The sequence below is a fragment of the Streptomyces daqingensis genome (genome assembly GCF_014645895.1).
Classification (GTDB): Bacteria; Actinomycetota; Actinomycetes; order Streptomycetales; family Streptomycetaceae; genus Streptomyces; species Streptomyces daqingensis.
Genome location: NZ_BMMP01000009.1, coordinates 131,179 through 148,917, shown reverse-complemented (window position 1 = coordinate 148,917; position 17,739 = coordinate 131,179). Strand labels below are relative to the sequence as shown.

15 protein-coding genes are annotated in these 17,739 nt (G+C 73.4%); 5 read left to right on the top strand and 10 right to left on the bottom strand.

What is annotated here, in order from left to right:
• Positions 1-118 precede the first annotated feature (118 nt).
• Positions 119-1,000, bottom strand: a complete 882-nt coding sequence (locus IEY56_RS15135) for a Sco1979 family transcriptional regulator (protein WP_189037704.1) — start codon at positions 998-1,000, stop codon at positions 119-121.
• 168 nt (positions 1,001-1,168) lie between these two features.
• Here IEY56_RS15135 and IEY56_RS15130 point away from each other — a divergent pair, with 168 nt between their 5' ends.
• Positions 1,169-1,618 (top strand): ATP-binding protein, encoded by a 450-nt coding sequence (locus tag IEY56_RS15130; protein ID WP_189037703.1) that lies wholly within the window; start codon positions 1,169-1,171, stop codon positions 1,616-1,618.
• A 63-nt stretch (positions 1,619-1,681) separates the two neighbouring features.
• Here the strand turns inward: IEY56_RS15130 and IEY56_RS15125 are convergent, their stop codons facing one another.
• Genes IEY56_RS15125 through IEY56_RS15110 form a run of 4 tightly spaced genes read right to left on the bottom strand, consistent with a single transcriptional unit; the run spans position 1,682 to position 5,857 of the window.
• Positions 1,682-3,040, bottom strand: coding sequence for a serine hydrolase domain-containing protein (locus tag IEY56_RS15125; RefSeq protein WP_229711915.1), 1,359 nt, complete (start codon positions 3,038-3,040; stop codon positions 1,682-1,684).
• A gap of 47 nt (positions 3,041-3,087) precedes the next feature.
• A complete protein-coding gene (locus IEY56_RS15120; RefSeq protein WP_189037702.1) occupies positions 3,088-3,900 on the bottom strand; it encodes an energy-coupling factor ABC transporter ATP-binding protein in 813 nt (270 codons plus the stop codon).
• Positions 3,888-4,676 (bottom strand): cobalt ECF transporter T component CbiQ, encoded by a 789-nt coding sequence (cbiQ, locus tag IEY56_RS15115; RefSeq protein WP_189037701.1) that lies wholly within the window; start codon positions 4,674-4,676, stop codon positions 3,888-3,890. The genes IEY56_RS15120 and cbiQ overlap by 13 nt, the downstream gene beginning before the upstream one ends.
• The gene (locus tag IEY56_RS15110) at positions 4,673-5,857 is read right to left on the bottom strand and encodes an energy-coupling factor ABC transporter permease (protein ID WP_189037700.1); all 1,185 of its coding nucleotides are present in this window, start codon (positions 5,855-5,857) and stop codon (positions 4,673-4,675) included. Before IEY56_RS15110 ends, cbiQ begins: the two co-directional genes overlap by 4 nt.
• Positions 5,858-6,195: 338 nt before the next feature.
• Between IEY56_RS15110 and IEY56_RS15105 the strand changes: the two genes are divergently transcribed.
• Positions 6,196-6,609: an SsgA family sporulation/cell division regulator gene (locus IEY56_RS15105; RefSeq protein ID WP_189037699.1), complete on the top strand. Its 414-nt coding sequence runs from the start codon at positions 6,196-6,198 to the stop codon at positions 6,607-6,609.
• Between the two features lie 508 nt (positions 6,610-7,117).
• A complete protein-coding gene (locus tag IEY56_RS15100; protein ID WP_229711913.1) occupies positions 7,118-10,528 on the top strand; it encodes a S41 family peptidase in 3,411 nt (1,136 codons plus the stop codon).
• A 77-nt stretch (positions 10,529-10,605) separates the two neighbouring features.
• Here IEY56_RS15100 and IEY56_RS15095 read toward each other — a convergent pair whose 3' ends face one another.
• The 3 genes from IEY56_RS15095 to IEY56_RS15085 are packed head-to-tail and all read right to left on the bottom strand — an operon-like array spanning position 10,606 to position 14,086.
• Complete coding sequence (locus IEY56_RS15095; RefSeq protein ID WP_189037698.1) at positions 10,606-11,493, bottom strand: SDR family oxidoreductase; 888 nt, start codon at positions 11,491-11,493, stop codon at positions 10,606-10,608.
• Positions 11,490-12,485, bottom strand: coding sequence for an alpha/beta fold hydrolase (locus IEY56_RS15090; protein WP_189037697.1), 996 nt, complete (start codon positions 12,483-12,485; stop codon positions 11,490-11,492). The genes IEY56_RS15095 and IEY56_RS15090 overlap by 4 nt, the downstream gene beginning before the upstream one ends.
• Positions 12,485-14,086 carry a flavin-containing monooxygenase gene (locus IEY56_RS15085; protein WP_189037696.1) on the bottom strand — a complete coding sequence of 534 codons (1,602 nt, stop codon included), beginning with the start codon at positions 14,084-14,086 and terminating at the stop codon, positions 12,485-12,487. Before IEY56_RS15085 ends, IEY56_RS15090 begins: the two co-directional genes overlap by 1 nt.
• A 227-nt stretch (positions 14,087-14,313) precedes the next feature.
• Between IEY56_RS15085 and IEY56_RS15080 the strand changes: the two genes are divergently transcribed.
• A complete protein-coding gene (locus IEY56_RS15080) occupies positions 14,314-15,213 on the top strand; it encodes a MerR family transcriptional regulator (RefSeq protein ID WP_189037695.1) in 900 nt (299 codons plus the stop codon).
• Between the two features lie 120 nt (positions 15,214-15,333).
• On the opposite strand, the gene IEY56_RS15075 is transcribed toward IEY56_RS15080, so the two are convergent.
• Entirely contained in the window at positions 15,334-16,137 is an 804-nt protein-coding gene (locus tag IEY56_RS15075; protein ID WP_189037694.1) for an exodeoxyribonuclease III, read from the bottom strand.
• A gap of 23 nt (positions 16,138-16,160) precedes the next feature.
• Here IEY56_RS15075 and IEY56_RS15070 point away from each other — a divergent pair, with 23 nt between their 5' ends.
• A complete protein-coding gene (locus IEY56_RS15070; protein WP_189037693.1) occupies positions 16,161-16,637 on the top strand; it encodes a GNAT family N-acetyltransferase in 477 nt (158 codons plus the stop codon).
• On the opposite strand, the gene IEY56_RS15065 is transcribed toward IEY56_RS15070, so the two are convergent.
• Positions 16,619-17,563 carry an ACP S-malonyltransferase gene (locus IEY56_RS15065; RefSeq protein WP_189037692.1) on the bottom strand — a complete coding sequence of 315 codons (945 nt, stop codon included), beginning with the start codon at positions 17,561-17,563 and terminating at the stop codon, positions 16,619-16,621. The two genes, IEY56_RS15070 and IEY56_RS15065, sit on opposite strands and share 19 nt — an antisense overlap.
• Between the last annotated feature and the right edge of the window lie 176 nt (positions 17,564-17,739).

Genomic DNA, 17,739 nt, shown 5'->3' with positions numbered 1-17,739 from the left:
TACTGCTCCCCCGCTGTCCCCCGGTGCGGGCTCCGGCCGGCGGCCGGCCGGCGTTCCGCCCGCGGGCCGCTCGGCCACCCTCAGCCGGTGCGCGACCCGGGCTCCGGTGCGGGGACGGTCATCTGGCGTACTCCTTGCGCAGGTTCATCAAGTACGTCTGCGGGTCGGGCACGTACTCGGCGGCCAGCAGCGAGACGCGGGTCAGCGCCTCCAGATGCGTGACCACGTCGGGTCTCTGGTCCAGGTAGACGGCGCTGGTGAGCCCCACCTCGGTATAGACGATGTCCTGCAACTCCCGTTCGCGGAAGCGGAAATAGGTCAGATGGCCACCCGTGGCCGGGTGGGCCCCCGCGGCCATGGGGACGATCCGCAGCGTGATGCTGGGGTCCCCGGCCGCCTCGATGAGCCGGTCCATCTGGCCCCGCATGACCTCCGCGCCGCCCACGTCCCGCCGCAGCGCCGCCTCTTCGAGCACCACCCACAGCGTCGGGGCGTCCGGCTGCTCCAGCAGCGCCTGGCGGCGCACGCGCAGGTCCACGCGGTGCTCCAGCGCCTCTTCGGGCGCGTTGGGGAAGCCCGCTCGTATGACGGCGCGCGCGTAGTCGCGTGTCTGCAGGAGGCCGGTGACGTAGTGGGGTTCGTAGACGCGGATCACCTGGGCGTCCGTCTCCAGGCTGACGTACGCCCGGAACCAGTCCGGCAGCGCGTCGCGGAACGGGTACCACCAGCCGGGCGCGTTGGCCTGCTCGGCCATCGAGATGAACTCGCCGATCTCCGCGTCGCCGACGCCGTAGAGCCTCAACAGCTCCTTGACGTACGGGACTTTGAGGCCGACCTGCGCGTTCTCCATGCGCCTGATCGTCAGGTGGTTGACCCGAAGGGCCTTGGCGGCGTCGTCGACGCGGACGCCCGATCCCTCGCGCAGCTCCTTGAGCCGCTTTCCGAGGATGATGCGCAGCACTGTGGGGGCACTCGACCCACTCGGCAGTGCATCAGTCACGCCCCACCTCCGGGGATCGGCGTCTGACAGCGGTTCTCGTTCACAGCGACGCTGACAGTGTCCGACATCTGTCGGGGCGTCAACTTCCGTCTCTCCACCGGGTCTTCACTCTGAAATTATCAGAAGGAAGCTTGCGAGTTGAAGACCGCAGCGCTCATAGTGAACTCCGTGCTCCCCTTGAGCGTGCCCCCCACGCACCTCCCAACGCGCCATCCGTCCGACACGACCACGGATTCACACGCGCTCCGGCTGCCGGCCGAGGACGTCAGCGTCCCCCGGGCCCGCCATGCCCTGGACCGCTGGCTCCGCGATCGGGGCGTCTGCCCCGATTTACGAGAACAGGCGGCTCTCGTCATCTCGGAGCTGGCCACGAACGCCGTGAAGCACACAGACAGCAGCTGGATCGTGTGCGCCGCCACCTCCTCGCCGTACGGCGGGGTGCAGTTGGAGGTCCACGACGACGACTCCGGCAGCCGTGCTCCGTGCCGCCGCACACCGACGGCGGAGAAGGAGGGCGGCCGGGGGCTCCACATCGTCGAGGCGCTGTCCGAGAGCTGGGGCGCGGCGGCGTCGCCCGTCACGCGCGGCAACGTCGTGTGGGCCCGGCTGCGGGACTGACCGCGGGCGTTGCCCGCCGGGCACGCGGACGCGTGCGGCGTCCGCCCCTGCGGCGGAGCCGCCCTACAGGCAGGCCCTCAGGGCCCGTACCACGGCGTGCGTACGCGGGTCCGACGTCACCGAGCGCTGCATGGCGGCGGTGACGTACGCGACGGCCGTGCCCGACTCGGGGTCGGCGAAAGCCAGCGAACCGCCGCGTCCCGGGTGGCCGAACGAGCCCTGGGCCAGCATCGGCGCCGAGGGGCTGTGCAGCATGAATCCCAGCCCGAAGCGGGAGTTGACGACCAGCACCCGGTCCGGTCCGCTCGACTCCTGCGAGCGTGCCTGGGTGAGCGTCGCGGGCGTGAACAGCCGCTTCTGGGACGCCTGTACGCTCCGGGCCGTCCGCCGTTCCGCGACGGCCGTGCGAGCGGTCTCCGGTCCCGCCGCGGGCCCGGCTCCGTGCGGTCCTCCGGGAGTGCGTCCGGCGTCGGGCAGCGGGCCGATGAGCGCGGCGTAGAAGCGGGAGAGCGAGCGCGCCGTGGCGACTGCCCCCGAGCCGGGGAGCCCGGCTGCGAGGCACGCGGGACTGTTCTCGTCGGGACGCGGGTCTATGGAGTCGAAGGCCCGCCTCGTCAGCGAGGCGGGGTCGCCGTAGGCCTCGGTGACCTCACGCTTGGGCCGCACCCGCAGCCCTGCAGTGGCGGACGGCTCGGGGGTGGGCACGTCGGCGAGGCGCGCGAGGCCGGGCGGACCGTGCCCGGCGTCGGGGAGGCCGAACCAGATGTCGAGCCCCAGGGGCCGCGCCACTTCCTCCGCGAACCAGCGGCCCAGCGGACGGCCCGTGGCGCGCTGCACGAGCTCGCCGAGCAGCCAGCCGTAGGTGTGCGGGTGGTAGCCGTGCGCCGTGCCGGGCTCCCAGTCGGGCGCCTGCGCGGCCAGGGCGGCGGGGCCGCTGGTCCCGTCGTAGGCCTGCTCCGGGGTGAGCGGGACGTCCAGCGCGGGCAGCCCTCCGCGGTGCGCGAGCACGTGGCGGACGAGGAGCCGGTCCTTGCCGTTGGCCTTGAACTCCGGCCAGTAGGTCGCCACGGGCGCGTCCAGGTCCAACTGGCCCCGCTGGTGCAGCAGATGGAGCACGGCCGCCGCCGGGCCCTTGGAGGCGGAGCGCACGACGGCCGCGGTGCCGGGCTGCCAGGCCCCGCCGTCCGCCTCCGGCCCGCCGTCCGCCTGCGGCCCGCTCGCCGCGTGAGGATCCGCGTTCGTGGCGCCGGCCCACAGGTCGACGACGATCCGTCCCTCGCGGTGGACCGTCAGCGCGGCGCCGGTCTCCCCGCGCGTGCGGAAGTTCTCGGCGAACGCCTCACGGACCGGTTCGTACCCGTCCGCCACCTCGCCCCGGACGTCCACAGCGTCATCCGCGTTCTCAGCGTTCTGCGCGCTCACGCCCTCGTCCGTCCGCTCGTACCGTCTTCCTGTGCACCTACATGGTGCTACCGCCCCGGGACCGTCACCGATCCGGGGTCGAAGCCGAAGGGCAGTTCCAGACGGTGCCGCGCCATCAGCCCTTCGTCGCACAGGAGTTGCTGTGTACCCCCGTCGGCGGCGATCACGCCGCCGCTCAGCACCACGGAACGGGGGCAGAGCTGCAGGGCGTACGGCAGATCGTGCGTGACCATGAGCACCGTGACGTCCAACGTGCTCAGGATGTCGGCCAGTTCGCGGCGGGAGGCCGGGTCGAGGTTGGAGGACGGCTCGTCCAGCACGAGGATCTCCGGGCGCATGGCCAGCACCGTCGCCACGGCCACCCGGCGGCGCTGGCCGAAGGACAGGTGGTGCGGCGGCCGGTCCGCGTGCTCCTCCATGCCGACCTGCTCCAGCGCGTGCCGGACCCGCGAGGCCAGCTCCTCGCCGCGCAGTCCCGCCGTGGCGGGCCCGAAGGCGACGTCCTCCCGGACCGTCGGCATGAAGAGCTGGTCGTCGGGGTCCTGGAAGACGATGCCGACGCGGCGCCTGATCTCGGCGACGTTCCGCGGCTCCAGGGGCAGCCCCGCGACGCTCACGGAGCCCGCTCCGGCGGTGAGGATGCCGTTGAGGTGCAGCACGAGCGTGGTCTTGCCGGCCCCGTTGGGGCCGAGCAGCGCCACGCGTTCACCTCGCCGGACGGTCAAGTCGACGCCGAAGAGGGCCTGATGGCCGTCCGGATAGGCGTAGGCGAGGCCGGAGACCTGGAGGGAGGGCGGCGGGCCGTCCGCGGGCTGCGGGCTGCGTGCGCCGGTGCTGTCGGTGCGCGTCACAGCGCCCATCCCAGCAGACACACCGCGAGCGCCGCGAGCGGGAGGGCCGCGGCACCGCCCCACTGGGCACGCGTCGCGGCGGCCTCGTCGAGAACGGGCATCGTGCCGGTGTAGCCGCGGCTGACCATGGCCAGGTGGACGCGTTCCCCGCGCTCGTAGGAGCGGATGAACAGCGCCCCCGCCGACTTGGCGAGGACGCCCCACTGCCGTACGCCCGTGGCGCGGAACCCCCGGGACAGGCGGGCGACGCGCATCCGCCGCATCTCGTCCGCGATGACGTCGCCGTAGCGGACCATGAAGGAGGCGATCTGCACCAGCAGCGGCGGTAGCCGCAGTTTCTGCAGGCCGAGGAGGAGTTCGCGCAGCTCCGTCGTGGAGGCGAGCAGGACGGACGCGGCGACGCCCAGCGTCCCCTTGGCGAGGATGTTCCAGGCGCTCCACAGCCCGGACACCGAGAGGGAGACCCCGGACAGCCCCGGCACGCCGCCCAGTTCCGTGTACGGGCCCTCCGCGACGAACGGCATCAGCACCGCGAAACCGACGAACGGCACCTCGATCAGCATCCTCTTGAGCAGATGCCCGTACGGCACCCGCGCCGCCGCGGCGACCGCCGCGAGCAGCAGCGCGTACAGCCCGAAGGCCCACACCGCCTCGCGGGGCGTCGCGACGACGAGGAGGACGAACGCGAAGACGGCGGCGAGTTTGCAGTGCGCGGGGAGGGCGTGCACCGGCGAGTGGGTGTGCAGGTAGAGCTTGTGGGCGTGGCCCGCGTGGCGCGTGCTCATGTGCCGGTACGGGCGGTGCCTGCGGTGGTGCCGCCGGTGTCCGCGCCCGACGGGGCGTCCTCGGGCTGCCTGCGGCGCACGGCCACGAAGACGCCGCTGCCCACTGCGAGGGTCACGCCGACGCCGATGGTTCCCGCCAGGCCGCCGGAGAGGCGCGCGTCGGCGATGTCCGCGAATCCGTAGTCGGCGAGCGGGGAGCCCGCGGCGTCGTGGTCGCGCGCCTTCTCGTCGATGCCGTTGTCCGCCGCGACCTTCTCCAGGCCGTCGGGGCTCGCGGAGGCGTAGAAGCTGACGACGCCCGCGCAGAGCACCGTGGCCAGCAGGCCGCCCAGCCACATCCGCCGGTTGCTCCTGGGTGCGGCGGGAGCCGGCGCGGCAGCCGGGGCGGCGGACTCGGCCGTCGCGGCAGCGGGGGCGGGACCGCCGGCCGTCCCCGCGGCGCCGCCGCCGGGAGTGGCGACCTCGACGGTGCGCAGCTTCAGCGGACCGGACGCCAACTCCCGCGCCCCGTGGACGAGATCGGGCCGGACGGAGATGACCGCGCCCACCGTGGCGGCCGTGATGACCGCCTCGCCGATGCCGATCAGCACATGCACGCTCGCCATCGCGGCGAAGACCTTGCCCAGGGACACGTCGGCGGTGCCGCCGAGGGCGTAGAGCCCGGTGAACGCGATCGCGGAGGCGGGCACCGACACCAGGGCGGCGACGAAGGAGGCGGCTGTGACGCTGCCGCGGCTGCGGGGCAGGACACGCAGCAGCCCGCGGAGCAGCCCGTACGCGACGACGACCGTGACCACGCCCATGAGGACGATGTTCACGCCCAGCGCGGTGAGTCCGCCGTCCGCGAAGAGCAGGCCCTGCATCAGCAGGACGACCGAGACGCAGAGCACCCCCGTGAAGGGCCCCACGAGTATCGCGGCGAGCGCCCCGCCGAGCAGGTGTCCGCTGGTTCCGGCCGCGACGGGGAAGTTGAGCATCTGCACGGCGAAGATGAAGGCGGCCACCAGTCCGGCCAGCGGCGCCGTGCGCTCCCCGCCCACGGCGGAGCTCGGTTCGGCGGCGCCGCCTCCGCCGCTCAGTTCGCGGCGGGCACCGCGCAGCGAGAGGGCGACCGCCCCCGCCGCCGCCACTCCCGCGGCCGCCGAGACAGGGGCGTCGAAGAATCCGTCGGGGACATGCATATCGCCGCTCCGCTTCTCGATCCGGATAGTGGTTCCCGTACGTGCAAACCGTTCGATGATAGGGCCTTACTGCAAACTGATTGCAAGAGCGCCGTCGTGGCTGGAGCGGTCCGGCCGCGAGGATCGATCGGCGCCGCGAACCTTGGACAGGCGCCCGGGCGGGTAGACGCGTCTGGGGGAATTCACGTCCGGGGGGGCGGTCGTTCACTCCCAAAACGGACTCTGTGGCGTAGCTCACCCGGGTTTTCAAGTGACGTTTCGCCTCCTCGCGCGTCTAGCAGCGAGAAGGGGCAACCCAGTTCTGAGCGGCCAGCCGCCCGACGACAGAGGAGCAGAGGATGTCCGCAGTCTTCGATCACCCCGTGACGGCCCGGCTGATCGCGGAACCGCCCGCCGATCGCTACTTCGGCGCCCGCCTCCGCTACGACGGGACGGATCCGCTCGCGGTGCGGCTGGTCTTCCCCGCGGACGCCTCCCTCGACGGCACCGAGGTCGCCTGGGCCTTCGCCCGCGACCTCCTCGACACCGGCCTGCGGGAGCCCGCGGGCGAGGGGGACGTGCACGTCTGGCCGCGGGACGGCTCCCGCACCGTCGTCGAACTGCTCTCCGAGGAGGGCGTCGCAGTGGTCGAGTTCGCGAGCGCCGACCTGCGGCGGTTCCTGCTGCGCGCCTACGACGTGGTGCCCGCCGGCCAGGAGCACGGCGAACTGGACGTCGAGAACGGGCTGGCCGTGCTGCTGCGCGGCGTCTGACGTGGACGGGGGCGTCTGACGTGGACGGAATCGCCGGGGCCGCTGTGAACGGAGACGTCACGGCCCTGATCGCGCAGCCCCCGGCTCCTCGGCGCGGGCACCGCATACCGGCCCCTCGGGGAAGGGGCCCCGCCGCCAGGACGGGCGGCGTACCGGGCGCAGACCGACGGCGCGCCCTGGACGTCCGGGCCCTCCACCGTCCGGCCCGGCTCGCGCGGACCGCGCACACCGCACGCTGACCGCGCCGCACCCGCATCCGGCCCTCCCGCGGCCGCCGGCGTACGCGGCGCTCCCGGAGGGCCCTTCGGCGCACGGCCGCGCCTCTCCGGGGCGGCCACGAGTTGCCGGGGTTCCCACCTGCTCGAACCATGGCAGACATGGCCATGCACAGCGAACCCCGGTCGTGTGACGGAAGCATCCGCAGGGTCGCCAGCCGGAGTCACGGAAGCAGCGCGTCCCGGGTGGGGCTGCTCGCGCTCCGCCTCCGCGGGCCGGGGCGGGGCACGCCGTGACCGACGCCGACGGGGCCGGCGTCCCGTACCTGCGCTTCCCGCACCTCCACGGCGACCTCGTCTGCTTCGTCGCCGAGGACGACGTGTGGGTGGCGCCGATGACGCCGGGGATCACCCGCCGCGGCGAAGGCGGCATCGACCGCGGGCGTGCCTGGCGGCTGACGGTGGACCGGACCCGCATCAGCCACCCCCGCTTCTCACCGGACGGCCGGCAGATCGCCTTCACCTCCTGGCGCAGCCTCGACCCGGAGGTCCATCTCGTCCCCGCGGGCGGCGGCCCGTCCCGCCGGCTCACCTACTGGGGTGCAGGGCAGGCCCGCGTCTGCGGCTGGACCCCCGAGGGCGACGTGCTGGCCGTCTCCTCCCACGAACAGCCCTTCAGCTACCACACCTGGTCGTACCGCCTCCCCACGGACGGCAGCCCGGGCAGCCGCCTGCCGTGGGGTCCGGTCGCCGACATCGCCGTCGCCGGGACCGGCGGGGCGCGCCGCACCCTGCTGCTGACGGGCAAGCCGCCGCACGATCCCGCGTCATGGAAGCGCTACCGCGGCGGCGCCATGGGCCGGCTGTGGCTGCACGGCGAGCGGCTGCTGCCCGACCTCGAAGGACATCTGGACTCGGTGATGGTGCTGGAGAACTCCCGCGTCGCCTTCCTCTCCGACCACGAGGGCGTGGGGAACCTCTACTCGTGCCTCCCGGACGGCTCCGACCTGCGCCGCCACACCGACCACGACGACTTCTACGCCCGCAACGCCTCCACCGACGGCCACCGCGTCGTCTACCAGTGCGGCGGCCGGCTGTGGATCGTCGAGGACTTCGCCGCCCGGGGCAGGCCCCGCCGCCTCGACATCGCGCTCGGCGGCTCCCGGTCGGGACGCCGCACCTATCAGGTGCCGGCCGCGTCCAACCTGGACTCGCTGGCCGTCGACGCGACCGGCCGCGCCAGCGCCGTGTGCGTACGGGGCAGCCTGTACTGGCTCACGCACCGCGACGGCCCGGCGCGCGCCGTCGCGGACACCCCGGGCGTGCGGGTCCACACGCCGCACATGCTCGGCGACACGGGGAAGATCGTCTACGTCACGGACGTCACCGGCGAGGACGCCGTGGAGGTCGCGGACCTGCCCAGGGCGACGGGGGCGGGCCCGCCCCGGCGGCTCGGGGCGGGGCTGCTGGGCCGGGTACGCGAACTGGCGGCCGCCCCCGACGGGAGCCTGGTGGCGGTGGCCTCCCACGACGGGCGGCTGCTGCTGATCGACGTGGAAGAGCAGGAAGGCGCGGGAAGCACGGGCACCCGCGCGGGCGGCCCGGGCGACCCGGACGGCAGCGGCTCAGGAGGAGGCCCCGGCGGCATCACCGAACTGGTCCGCTCGGACAACGGACCCGTGCACGACCTGTCCTTCTCGCCCGACTCGCGCTGGCTCACCTGGGCGCACCCCGGGGTGGGCCGCTCACTGAGCCAGATCAAGATCGCGAAGCTGGCGGCGGGAGAGGACGGCGGCCGCACCGTCCTCGACGTCACCGACGGCCGCTTCGAGGACGAGCAGCCCGTCTTCACCCGGGACGGCCGCTACCTGGCCTTCCTCTCGTGGCGCGGCTTCGACCCGGTCTACGACGTGCACACCGGCGACCTCTCCTTCCCGCTGGGATGCCGCCCGTACCTCGTGCCGCTCTCGCCCGCCACGCCCTCGCCCTTCGCCCTCTCCCCCGAGGGCCGGCCCGCGCCGGGGGGCCTGGACCCCGAGGACGGCGGCGGGGAGGAAGGCCCCGTCCTGGTGGACGCGGAGGGCCTGGAGAGCAGGGTCACCCCGTTCCCCGTCACCGCGTCCAAGTACTCGTCGCTGCGCGCGGTCGCCGGGGGCGGGCTCGTGTGGCTGCGCTACCCGATCTCGGGCGCGCTGGGCGAGACGTTCGCCGACCCCGCCGACACCTCCGGACGGCCGACCCTCGAGCACTTCGACCTCGCCAAGGCCAAGCGCACCGAACTCACCGGCGACGTCGACTGGTTCGCGGTCAGCGGCGACGGTTCGCGACTCGTCGTCAACGACGACGGCGACCTGCGCGCCGTCCCCGCCGACGAGGCCGCCGAGGAGGAGAACACCACCCACATCGACCTGCGGCGCGTGATGCACACGGTCGATCCGGCCGCCGAGTGGCGCCAGGCGTACCAGGAGGCGGGCCGGATCGTACGGGCCCACTTCTGGGAGCCCGGGATGGGCGGCATCGACTGGGACGCCGTGCTCGACCAGTACCGGCCGCTGGTCGAACGCGTCGCCTCACCGGACGAGTTCGCGGACCTGCTGCGCGAGGTCCTCGGCGAACTCGGCACCTCCCACGCCTACGTCTCGCCCGCACGGCGCGACGAAGGGCCCTCGCCCTACCACCGGCCCATCGGGCTGCTCGGCGCGAACCTCGCCCGCACCCCGTCCGGGGAGTGGCACATCCAGCGCATCCTGCCCGGCGACTCGTCGGACTCCAAGGCCCGTTCACCGCTCGCGGGCACGGGCGTACGCGAGGGGGCCGTGCTCACCCACGTCGACGGACGCCCCGTCGACCCCGTCGCGGGACCGTGGCCGCTGCTGGCGGCGGCCGGAGGCACGACCGTCGAGATCGGCTTCCGGCAGCCCGGCCAGGACGGCGAGGGTGCCGCACCGGGCGAGCCGTCCGGACCGCCGATGCCGCCCCGCAGGGTGGCGGTGCTACCCCTCATCGACGACCGTCCGCTGCGCTATCAGGACTGGGTCGCCCAACGCCGGCAGGTCGTACGGGAGTTGAGCGACGGACGCTGCGGCTACCTGCACATCCCGGACATGGGCGGCTCGGGCTGGGCGCAGTTCAACCGCGACCTGCGCATGGAAGTGGCCCGTCCGGCGCTGATCATCGACGTACGGGGCAACGCGGGCGGCCACATCAGCGAACTGGTGGTCGAGACGCTCACCCGCACCATCCTGGGCTGGGACCTCACCCGCGACGCCGAGCCCGTCAGCTACGCCGGGAACGCTCCGCGCGGGCCGATCGTGGCGCTCGCGGACGAGATGACGTCCTCCGACGGCGACATGATCACGGCCGCCTTCCGGCTGCTCGGTCTGGGACCGGTCGTGGGGACCCGGACCTGGGGAGGCGTCGTCGGAGTGACGGGACGGCACCGGCTCGTCGACGGGACGGCCATCACCGTTCCCATGCACGCCGCCTGGTTCGACGCGTACGGATGGTCGGTGGAGAACCACGGCATCTCCCCCGACATTGAGGCGCTGCGGTCGCCGGTCGACTGGGCGGAGGGGCGGCCCCTGGTGCTGAAGACCGCCGTGCGCACGGCACTGGAGCTGCTGGAGAGGCACCCGGCCGCCGCTCCGCCCGGGTACCGCCGCCTTCCCGACCTGCGCCGTCCGCCGCTGCCGCCTCGGCACTGACGCCCGGAGGCCCGGCGCGGTGCGCGGCGCGGGCCCGCCTTACGGGCGCGCCCGTGCCGGGGCGCGCCCGCGCGGCGTCAGCTCTTGGCGGCGCGCTCGCTCTCGTCCGCCGCGCCGCCCGCACCCACGAGCCCCCGGTGCGTGCCCTCCGCCGAGAGCCGCGGCTCGAAACGGCGCATCTCACGCGGTCCGACGAGGCCGATGACGCCGGGCACGTACCCGCGGACGCTCTGCATGCCGCGCAGCCACCACTGCGCGTACACGTGGTGCGACCTGCGTTCGATCCCGGCGACGACGCGGTCGACGGCCGGGCCGAGCGGGTAGGTCCGGTTCGCGGGCCACGGAAGCCGCTTGCGCAGATCCCGCATGACGTCGTCCTGGTCGGCGCCGCGGACCATGTCGGTGTCCGTCCAGGAGAGGTAGCCGACGCCCACCCGTACGCCCTTGTGCCCCACTTCGGCACGCAGGCAGTGCGCGAAGGCCTCCACTCCCGACTTCGACGCGCAGTAGGCGCTCATCATCGGGGCGGGGGTGATCGCGGCGAGCGAGGCTATCTGCAGGAAGTAGCCGCGCGACGCGATGAGCCGGGGCAGGAAGGCGCGTGCCGTCACGGCACCGCCGATGAGGTTCACCTCGATGACGCGGCGCCAGGACTCCGGGTCGGAGCCGGCCAGGGGACCGCCGGTCGCGACCCCGGCGTTCGCGACGACGATGTCGACACCGCCGAAGTGCTCCCCGACCTCCTCGGCGACCCGCGCCATCGCCTCGTGGTCCGTGACGTCGGCGTGCCAGTACTCGCACTCGGTGCGCAGGGACCCGGCGACCCGCTTCAGCTCGTCGGGCTCCAGCCCGATCAGCACGATCTTCGCGCCCCGCGCCGAGAGTTTGCGGGCCAGCAGCTCGCCGACACCGCGTGCGGCGCCGGTGACGACCGCGACCTGTCCGTTCAGACTCCTACGGCTCACTGGGTCTCCTCCTTCGTCGCCGCGGGCGACTCCTCTCCGCCGCGCCGGGCGCCGGGCACCTTCCCCGCTTCCCCGGCGAGGTGCTGCCGCACCGACTCCCGCAGCACTCCGCTCACTTCCCCGGAGTTCTCCATCGGCGTCATATGCCCCAGACGGGGCAGTTGGTGCAGGCCCGTGCACTGCGGCAGCGCGTCGGCAATGTCGCGGGAGAGCTCCGGGGGCGTGAGCCTGTCGTGGGTCCCGGTGATGACGGCGGTGGGGAACCGCAGCCGGGAGACCCTTTCCTGGATGTCCAGTCCGGCGAGGACGGAGCCCCAGGCGCCGCGCACCCGCGGCGGGCAGGCGTGTACGAGGCACGCGACCGCGGCGACCTGCTCGGGTGTCGCGTCGGGACCCAGCGTTCCGTACTTCAGGGCCTTCCTGGAGAGGGGGGTGACGGGCCCCAGCGGCAGTTTCGAGAGGAGGAGGATCCGCTGCGCGCGGGTGCGGACGTTCTCGGACCGGAAGGGGAGCACCTGCGCCTTGGAGAGCAGCCGGTGCGCGCCGGTGCTGCACAGGACCAGGGCCGCGGCGCGCTGTGCGAGCTGCGGGCGGTCGGCGGCCGCGATGAGCGTCATCGCACCCATGGAGTGGCCGCCGAGCACGGCCCGTTCACCGGGTGCGAGCGCCGCGTCCAGTACGGCGCACAGGTCGTCGGCGAGCACCTCGGGGCTGTAGGCGCGGGTGTCGGCCGCCGGTGTACGGCCGTGCCCGCGCTGGTCGTACGCGACGACGCGGTGCCCCGTGGACGTCAGCTCCCGTACGACGGGCGCCCAGAAGTCCGTCTTGCACGTCCAGCCGTGGATGAGGACGACGGCCGGGTCCTCGTCGCGCCCGTGCACCTCCACGTGGAGACGGGCGCCGTCGGCGGACGTCGCCGTCAACTCCCGTGCCGCGGGCGGCGGATCGTACGGTCCGCGCTCCCCGCCCAGTGATGCCGTGAGACGTGCCATCAGCCCTCCTCCGCCGCGTGGAACGCGGCTGTCGCGGCGCCGCGTCCGTCCGGGACGGCGGCGCTCCTCCTCGACGTTCCGCCCTTGCCGCCCGCACCGCCCGAGCCGGGCGGCGCCTGCCGCAGCACCTCGTACTCCTCCAGCCGCAGCTCCCTGGTGACCTTGCGGAACTCGGACGTCGTCCCCGGCCAGACCGTCGTGTTGCGCCCGTTGGCGTCCAGGTACCAGCTGTCGCATCCCGTGTTCCAGACGCTGCGGCGCATGCGGTCCTGGACGTGGGTGTTCCACGCCTCGACGGCCTCGGGGCGTGCGTCGAGGGCGACCCTGCCGGACTCGCCGCCGAGGGTCTCCAGCTTCCGCACGTAGTCGACCATGTAGTTCAGCTGCGCCTCGATGATGAGGATCATCGAGCTGTTGCCGAGGCCGGTGTTGGGCCCGATGACGGTCATGAAGTTGGGGAAGCCGCTGGCCGAGCAGCCGCGCAGCGCCTCCATGCCCCCGGTCCACTCCTCGGCGAGCGTCGTCCCGCGGGCGCCTTTCACGCGGTGCGCGATCGGCATGTCGGTGACGTGGAAGCCTGTGCCGAAGACCACCGCGTCGACCTCGGCCTCCGTGCCGTCCGCCGCCACCAGCGTGTTGCCGCGTACCTCGGCCAGCCCGGAGGCGACCAGGTCCACGTTGGGCCTGGCCAGCGCCGGGTAGTAGCTGTTGGAGAGCAGGATGCGCTTACACCCGATGCGGTAGTCCGGGGTCAGCTTGCGCCGCAGTTCCCCGTCCTTCACGGCGCGCTTCATGTGCGCGGTGGCCAGCGACTCGATGAGCCCCAGCACGTTGGGGTGCTTGGAGAACGCGGAGACCTGCAACTCCCTGACGGCCCACAGCAGTTGACGCCGCAGGTAGCGCGTCGCGGGCACCGCGTTGTGCAGCCGGCGCTCCAGCTTGCTGATCTTGCGGTCCGCCCTGGGCATCACCCACGCCGGAGTGCGCTGGAAGAGGGTGAGCCGCTCCACGTCCGGCTGGATGGCCGGTACGACCTGGATCGCGGAGGCCCCGGTGCCGATGACGGCGACGCGCTTGCCGCGCAGGTCGTATTCGTGGTCCCACTGCGCGGTGTGGAAGACCTTGCCGCGGAACCCCTCGATGCCGGGGATGTCGGGGATTTTGGCGTCGGACAGCGGCCCGGTCGCGTTGACGACGAAGTCGGCCGTGTACTGGTGGCCCCGGCCGGTGGTGATCGTCCAGTGCAGCTCGTCCGGGTCCCAGCTCATCAGCTCGACCTCGGAGTTGAAGCGGATGTGCTGCCGCAGCCCGAAGTTGTCGGCGACACCCTCCAGATAGTCGCGGATGTGCTCCTGGCCCGAGAAGTTGCGCGGCCAGTCGGGGTTGGGGGCGAAGGAGAAGGAGTACAGGTGCGACGGCACGTCGCACGCGCATCCCGGGTACGTGTTGTCGTGCCAGGTCCCGCCCACCGCTTCCCGGCGCTCGAGGACGACGAAGTCCGTCACTCCGGCGCGCCGCAGCCGGACGGCCGCCCCGAGGCCGCCGAAGCCGGATCCGATCACCGCCACCCGTACGTGCTCGTGTTCGCGCTCGGCCGCCATGGCGTCGCCTCCCGGGGGTCTGCTGCTACCGGCTCCACAATGTGCCAGTAATCACTGGCACAGTCGGAGCGTAGAGCAGAGGCTTACCGATGGGTAGGGGTCAGGCGAAGAAAGTTACCGCCGGTTGCACCTGCCGCCTCCGACGGGCCCCGCTCCCGGCGCCCGGTACCCGCACCGTCGTCCCCGCTGGTCACAGCGCTGGTTGAGCGGCTGGTTAAGCTGCGACCGTGACCGACGACAGAAGGCGAGCAGACACCACGGGCCCGGGCGGCTCGGACGACCACGACGGCGGCCCCCGCGAATACCGCACCGCCGAGCTGGCCGAACTCGCGGGCATCACCACCCGCACACTGCGCTTCTACCGCGAACGCAGGCTTCTGCCGCCGCCCCGCCGCGAGGGCCGCATCGCCTGGTACGACGAGCACCACCTGGCCCGTCTGCGCACCATCTCCGGCCTCCTGGCCCGCGGCCACACCCTCGGCGGCATCGCCGATCTGCTGGGCGCGTTCGAGAGCGGACGGGACTCGCACGGCACAGCCGAACTCCTCGGCCTGGAAAGCTCGATGATCACCTCGCTGTTCGCCGAGGAGACGCCGGTCCGCCTCACCCCCGAAGAGCTGGCCGACTACTTCCAGGGCGACGTCAGCGTGGAGAACCTGGCCGACTCACTGGACATCGGCTACATCGCCGTCGACGGCGACGAGTTCGTGCACGCGAGCCGGCGCCTGCTGGACGCCTCGTCCGCGCTCGTCGGGAAGGGCATCCCGCTCGCCGCGATGCTGGCCGCCGGACGCGAACTGCGCACGCAGGCCGAGACCATCGCCGACGTCTTCACCGCGCTCTTCCGCACCCATCTGCTGCCGAAGGAGCAGGCCGCCTCCCCTGACGGCCTCGACGCCGACCGCCTCGGCGAGCTGCTGACCCAGCTCCGCCCGCTCGCGAAGCAGGTCGTGGAGGCCGAGCTGGGCCTGGCACTCGACCGCCGCATACGGGCCGAGGCCGACCAGTGGATCGCCCGTAACGACGCGACGCCACCCGTGGACACCCCGTCCGGTGAAGAGGGCGGGGCCGACGGAGAACGGACGGCGGACGCGGAAGAGCCGAAAGGGCCCAAGTTCCCGCCCTGACAGGTGTGTTCGAGATCGTCGGTCACGACGGGACGCTTCCGAGGGGCTCCAGGCGCTCCGGGGGCTTCTCCGGCGACCGGGCCCGGCGCCGTCAGAGCGCAGCCGCCTCCGCGGCCCCGCTCACAGCCCGAAGTCGACGGTCACGGGAGCGTGGTCGCTCCACCGCTCGTCGTGACACGCGGCACGCTCGACGACGGCCTTCACGGCCCGCGCCGCGAGCCGGGGCGTCGCGACCTGGTAGTCGATGCGCCAGCCCGAGTCGTTGTCGAAGGCCCGCCCCCGGTAGGACCACCACGAGTACGGCCCGGCGCCCTCCGGATGCAGCGCCCGGACCACGTCCGAGTAGCCGCCGTCCGAGGGGTCGAAGATCCGGGAGAGCCACTCCCGCTCCTCCGGCAGGAACCCCGAGGAGCGGCGGTTGGCCCGCCAGTTCTTCAGGTCCTCCTCGCGGTGCGCGATGTTCCAGTCCCCGCAGACCAGCACGTCCCTGCCGCCGGCCTCCGAACGCTCCCGCAGCTCGCGCAGATACGGCAGGAAGGCGGACATGAAGCGCTCCTTCTGCGCCTGCCGCTCTGTGCCCACCTCGCCGGAGGGCAGGTAGAGGCTGGCCACGGTCACACCGGGCAGGTCGACCTCCGCGTACCGGCCCGAGTCCTCGAACTCGGCCGCCCCGAAGCCCACTTGGACACGCTCCGGCGCGCGGCGCGTCAGCAGGGCGACCCCGGAACGCCCCTTGTCGGCGGAGGGTGCGAAGACGGTGTGCCAGCCCTCGGGGGCCCGTACGCCGTCGGATAGCTGATGCGGCTCCGCCCGCACCTCCTGAAGGCAGACGACGTCCGCCTCGGTAGCGGCCAGCCACTCCCGGTAGCCCTTCTTCGCCGCAGCACGCAGCCCGTTCACGTTGACCGTCGTCACCTTCAGCATCCGGGTCACCATACGATGCGGACATGCGAATCGTCCGTGCGCGTTACGACCATCCCGACGCGATGAAGCTCAACGACGCCGTGCAGCAGGAGTACTCCGTGCGCTACGGCGACGGGGGCGACGTGACGCCGCTCGACCCGTCGATGTTCGAGCCCCCGCACGGGCTCTACCTGCTGGCCTACGACGGGGAGGAGCGTCCCGTCGCCTCGGGCGCCTGGCGCACCCAGGACCGCAACGCGGAGGGGTACGCGGACGGGGACGCGGAGATCAAGCGCATGTACGTCGTACCGGAGTCGCGGGGGCGCGGGCTGGCCCGGCGGATCCTGGCGATGCTGGAGGACGACGCACGCGCGGCCGGACGGACGCGCATGGTCCTGGAGACGGGCACCGCGCAGCCCGAGGCGATCGCGCTGTACACCTCCTCCGGGTACGAGGCCGCGGAGAAGTTCGGCGTCTACCGGTTCGAGCCGCAGAGCCGCTGCTACGCCAAGCCCCTGTAGCCGCCCCACGGGTCCTCGCCGCCGACCGCGCGGTCCGCCGGCCACTCCCCGTGCGCGTCCGCGGCGTCTCCCGCGTCCGCTGCGTCTCCTGCGGCGCCGACTCCGTTTCCGCCGCCCCCGCCGGCTCCGTCGCCCCCCGCGGACGCGCCGGGGGACGCGGCCCGGGCCGCGTCCGCGGCGTCCGCCAGGCCGTGCTCCTCCACCGACACGGCCCGCATGCCGGGCACGGCCGCCGCCGTCCGGCTCGTCAGAGCACGCCCGGGCGGCAACTCCACGCAGCAGACCGCCCCTTCGCCCGCGAGCGCCTCGGCGACCTTCTCCCACTGCACAGGACTCGCCACCGACCGGGCCAGTTCGTCGAGCACGGCGTTCGTGTCGCCCCGCAGGCTGCGTCCGTGCACGCCGCTGACGTAAGGCACCTTCTGCGGCCTCCGTTTGACGGTCGCCAGATGCTGCGCGAGGCGGATCGCGACGTCGCCCTCCGGCTCGTCGCCCCGCTCCAGCAGCTCGCCGCGCAGCCGCACCGCCCTCAGCGCCTCCTCCAGGGTCAGCACCTCCGCGATCACGGCCGCCGCGTAGGCCCCGACGTCCTCGCCGGCGACCAACGCGGGCACCACCGCCTCGTCCTCCGCCATGGCCCGGGCGCCCGCCACCCCCGCGACCAGCAGCGCGACGTGGCAGGCCACCGGGGACTTCTCCAGCGCCTCCGCCGTGTCCAGCTCCGCGATGCCGTCCGCATACTCCCTGCCGGCGGCGCGGGCAGCGCGCTCCGCACCCGCCGCGTCCGGCCCCGCCTTGGACGCGAGCCGCCGCAGCGCCCAGTCCGCCTCGGCCAGCACGGTCGCGGACGCCGCCGTGTCGGGCAGCCGGTGCAGCATGCCGGGTCGCTGCGAACCCCGGCCGGGGAAGAGGAAGGCGATGCTCATGGGGGTCAGCCTCGCGCGCCCCGCACCCGCCGCGCCACCCGGGTCCGCACCGCCGCCGCGCCGAACTCCCCCCTCAGCACGGCGAATCGCACCGGCGGCCCTCCCCGCAATCACCCGAGCGAGGGACGCCGCGGACAGGACGGGCGGACATCGGGCCCCTCGCCCGCGTCCGGCAC

What these genes read in the sequence shown, in the direction of transcription:
- IEY56_RS15120 (WP_189037702.1), bottom strand. Translation starts at nt 3,900, where the DNA reads ATGGGCGCTGTGACGCGCACCGACAGCACCGGCGCACGCAGCCCGCAG.
- cbiQ (WP_189037701.1), bottom strand. Translation starts at nt 4,676, where the DNA reads ATGAGCACGCGCCACGCGGGCCACGCCCACAAGCTCTACCTGCACACC.
- IEY56_RS15110 (WP_189037700.1), bottom strand. Translation starts at nt 5,857, where the DNA reads ATGCATGTCCCCGACGGATTCTTCGACGCCCCTGTCTCGGCGGCCGCG.
- IEY56_RS15105 (WP_189037699.1), top strand. Translation starts at nt 6,196, where the DNA reads ATGTCCGCAGTCTTCGATCACCCCGTGACGGCCCGGCTGATCGCGGAA.
- IEY56_RS15090 (WP_189037697.1), bottom strand. Translation starts at nt 12,485, where the DNA reads ATGGCACGTCTCACGGCATCACTGGGCGGGGAGCGCGGACCGTACGAT.
- IEY56_RS15085 (WP_189037696.1), bottom strand. Translation starts at nt 14,086, where the DNA reads ATGGCGGCCGAGCGCGAACACGAGCACGTACGGGTGGCGGTGATCGGA.
- IEY56_RS15075 (WP_189037694.1), bottom strand. Translation starts at nt 16,137, where the DNA reads ATGCTGAAGGTGACGACGGTCAACGTGAACGGGCTGCGTGCTGCGGCG.
- IEY56_RS15070 (WP_189037693.1), top strand. Translation starts at nt 16,161, where the DNA reads ATGCGAATCGTCCGTGCGCGTTACGACCATCCCGACGCGATGAAGCTC.
- IEY56_RS15065 (WP_189037692.1), bottom strand. Translation starts at nt 17,563, where the DNA reads ATGAGCATCGCCTTCCTCTTCCCCGGCCGGGGTTCGCAGCGACCCGGC.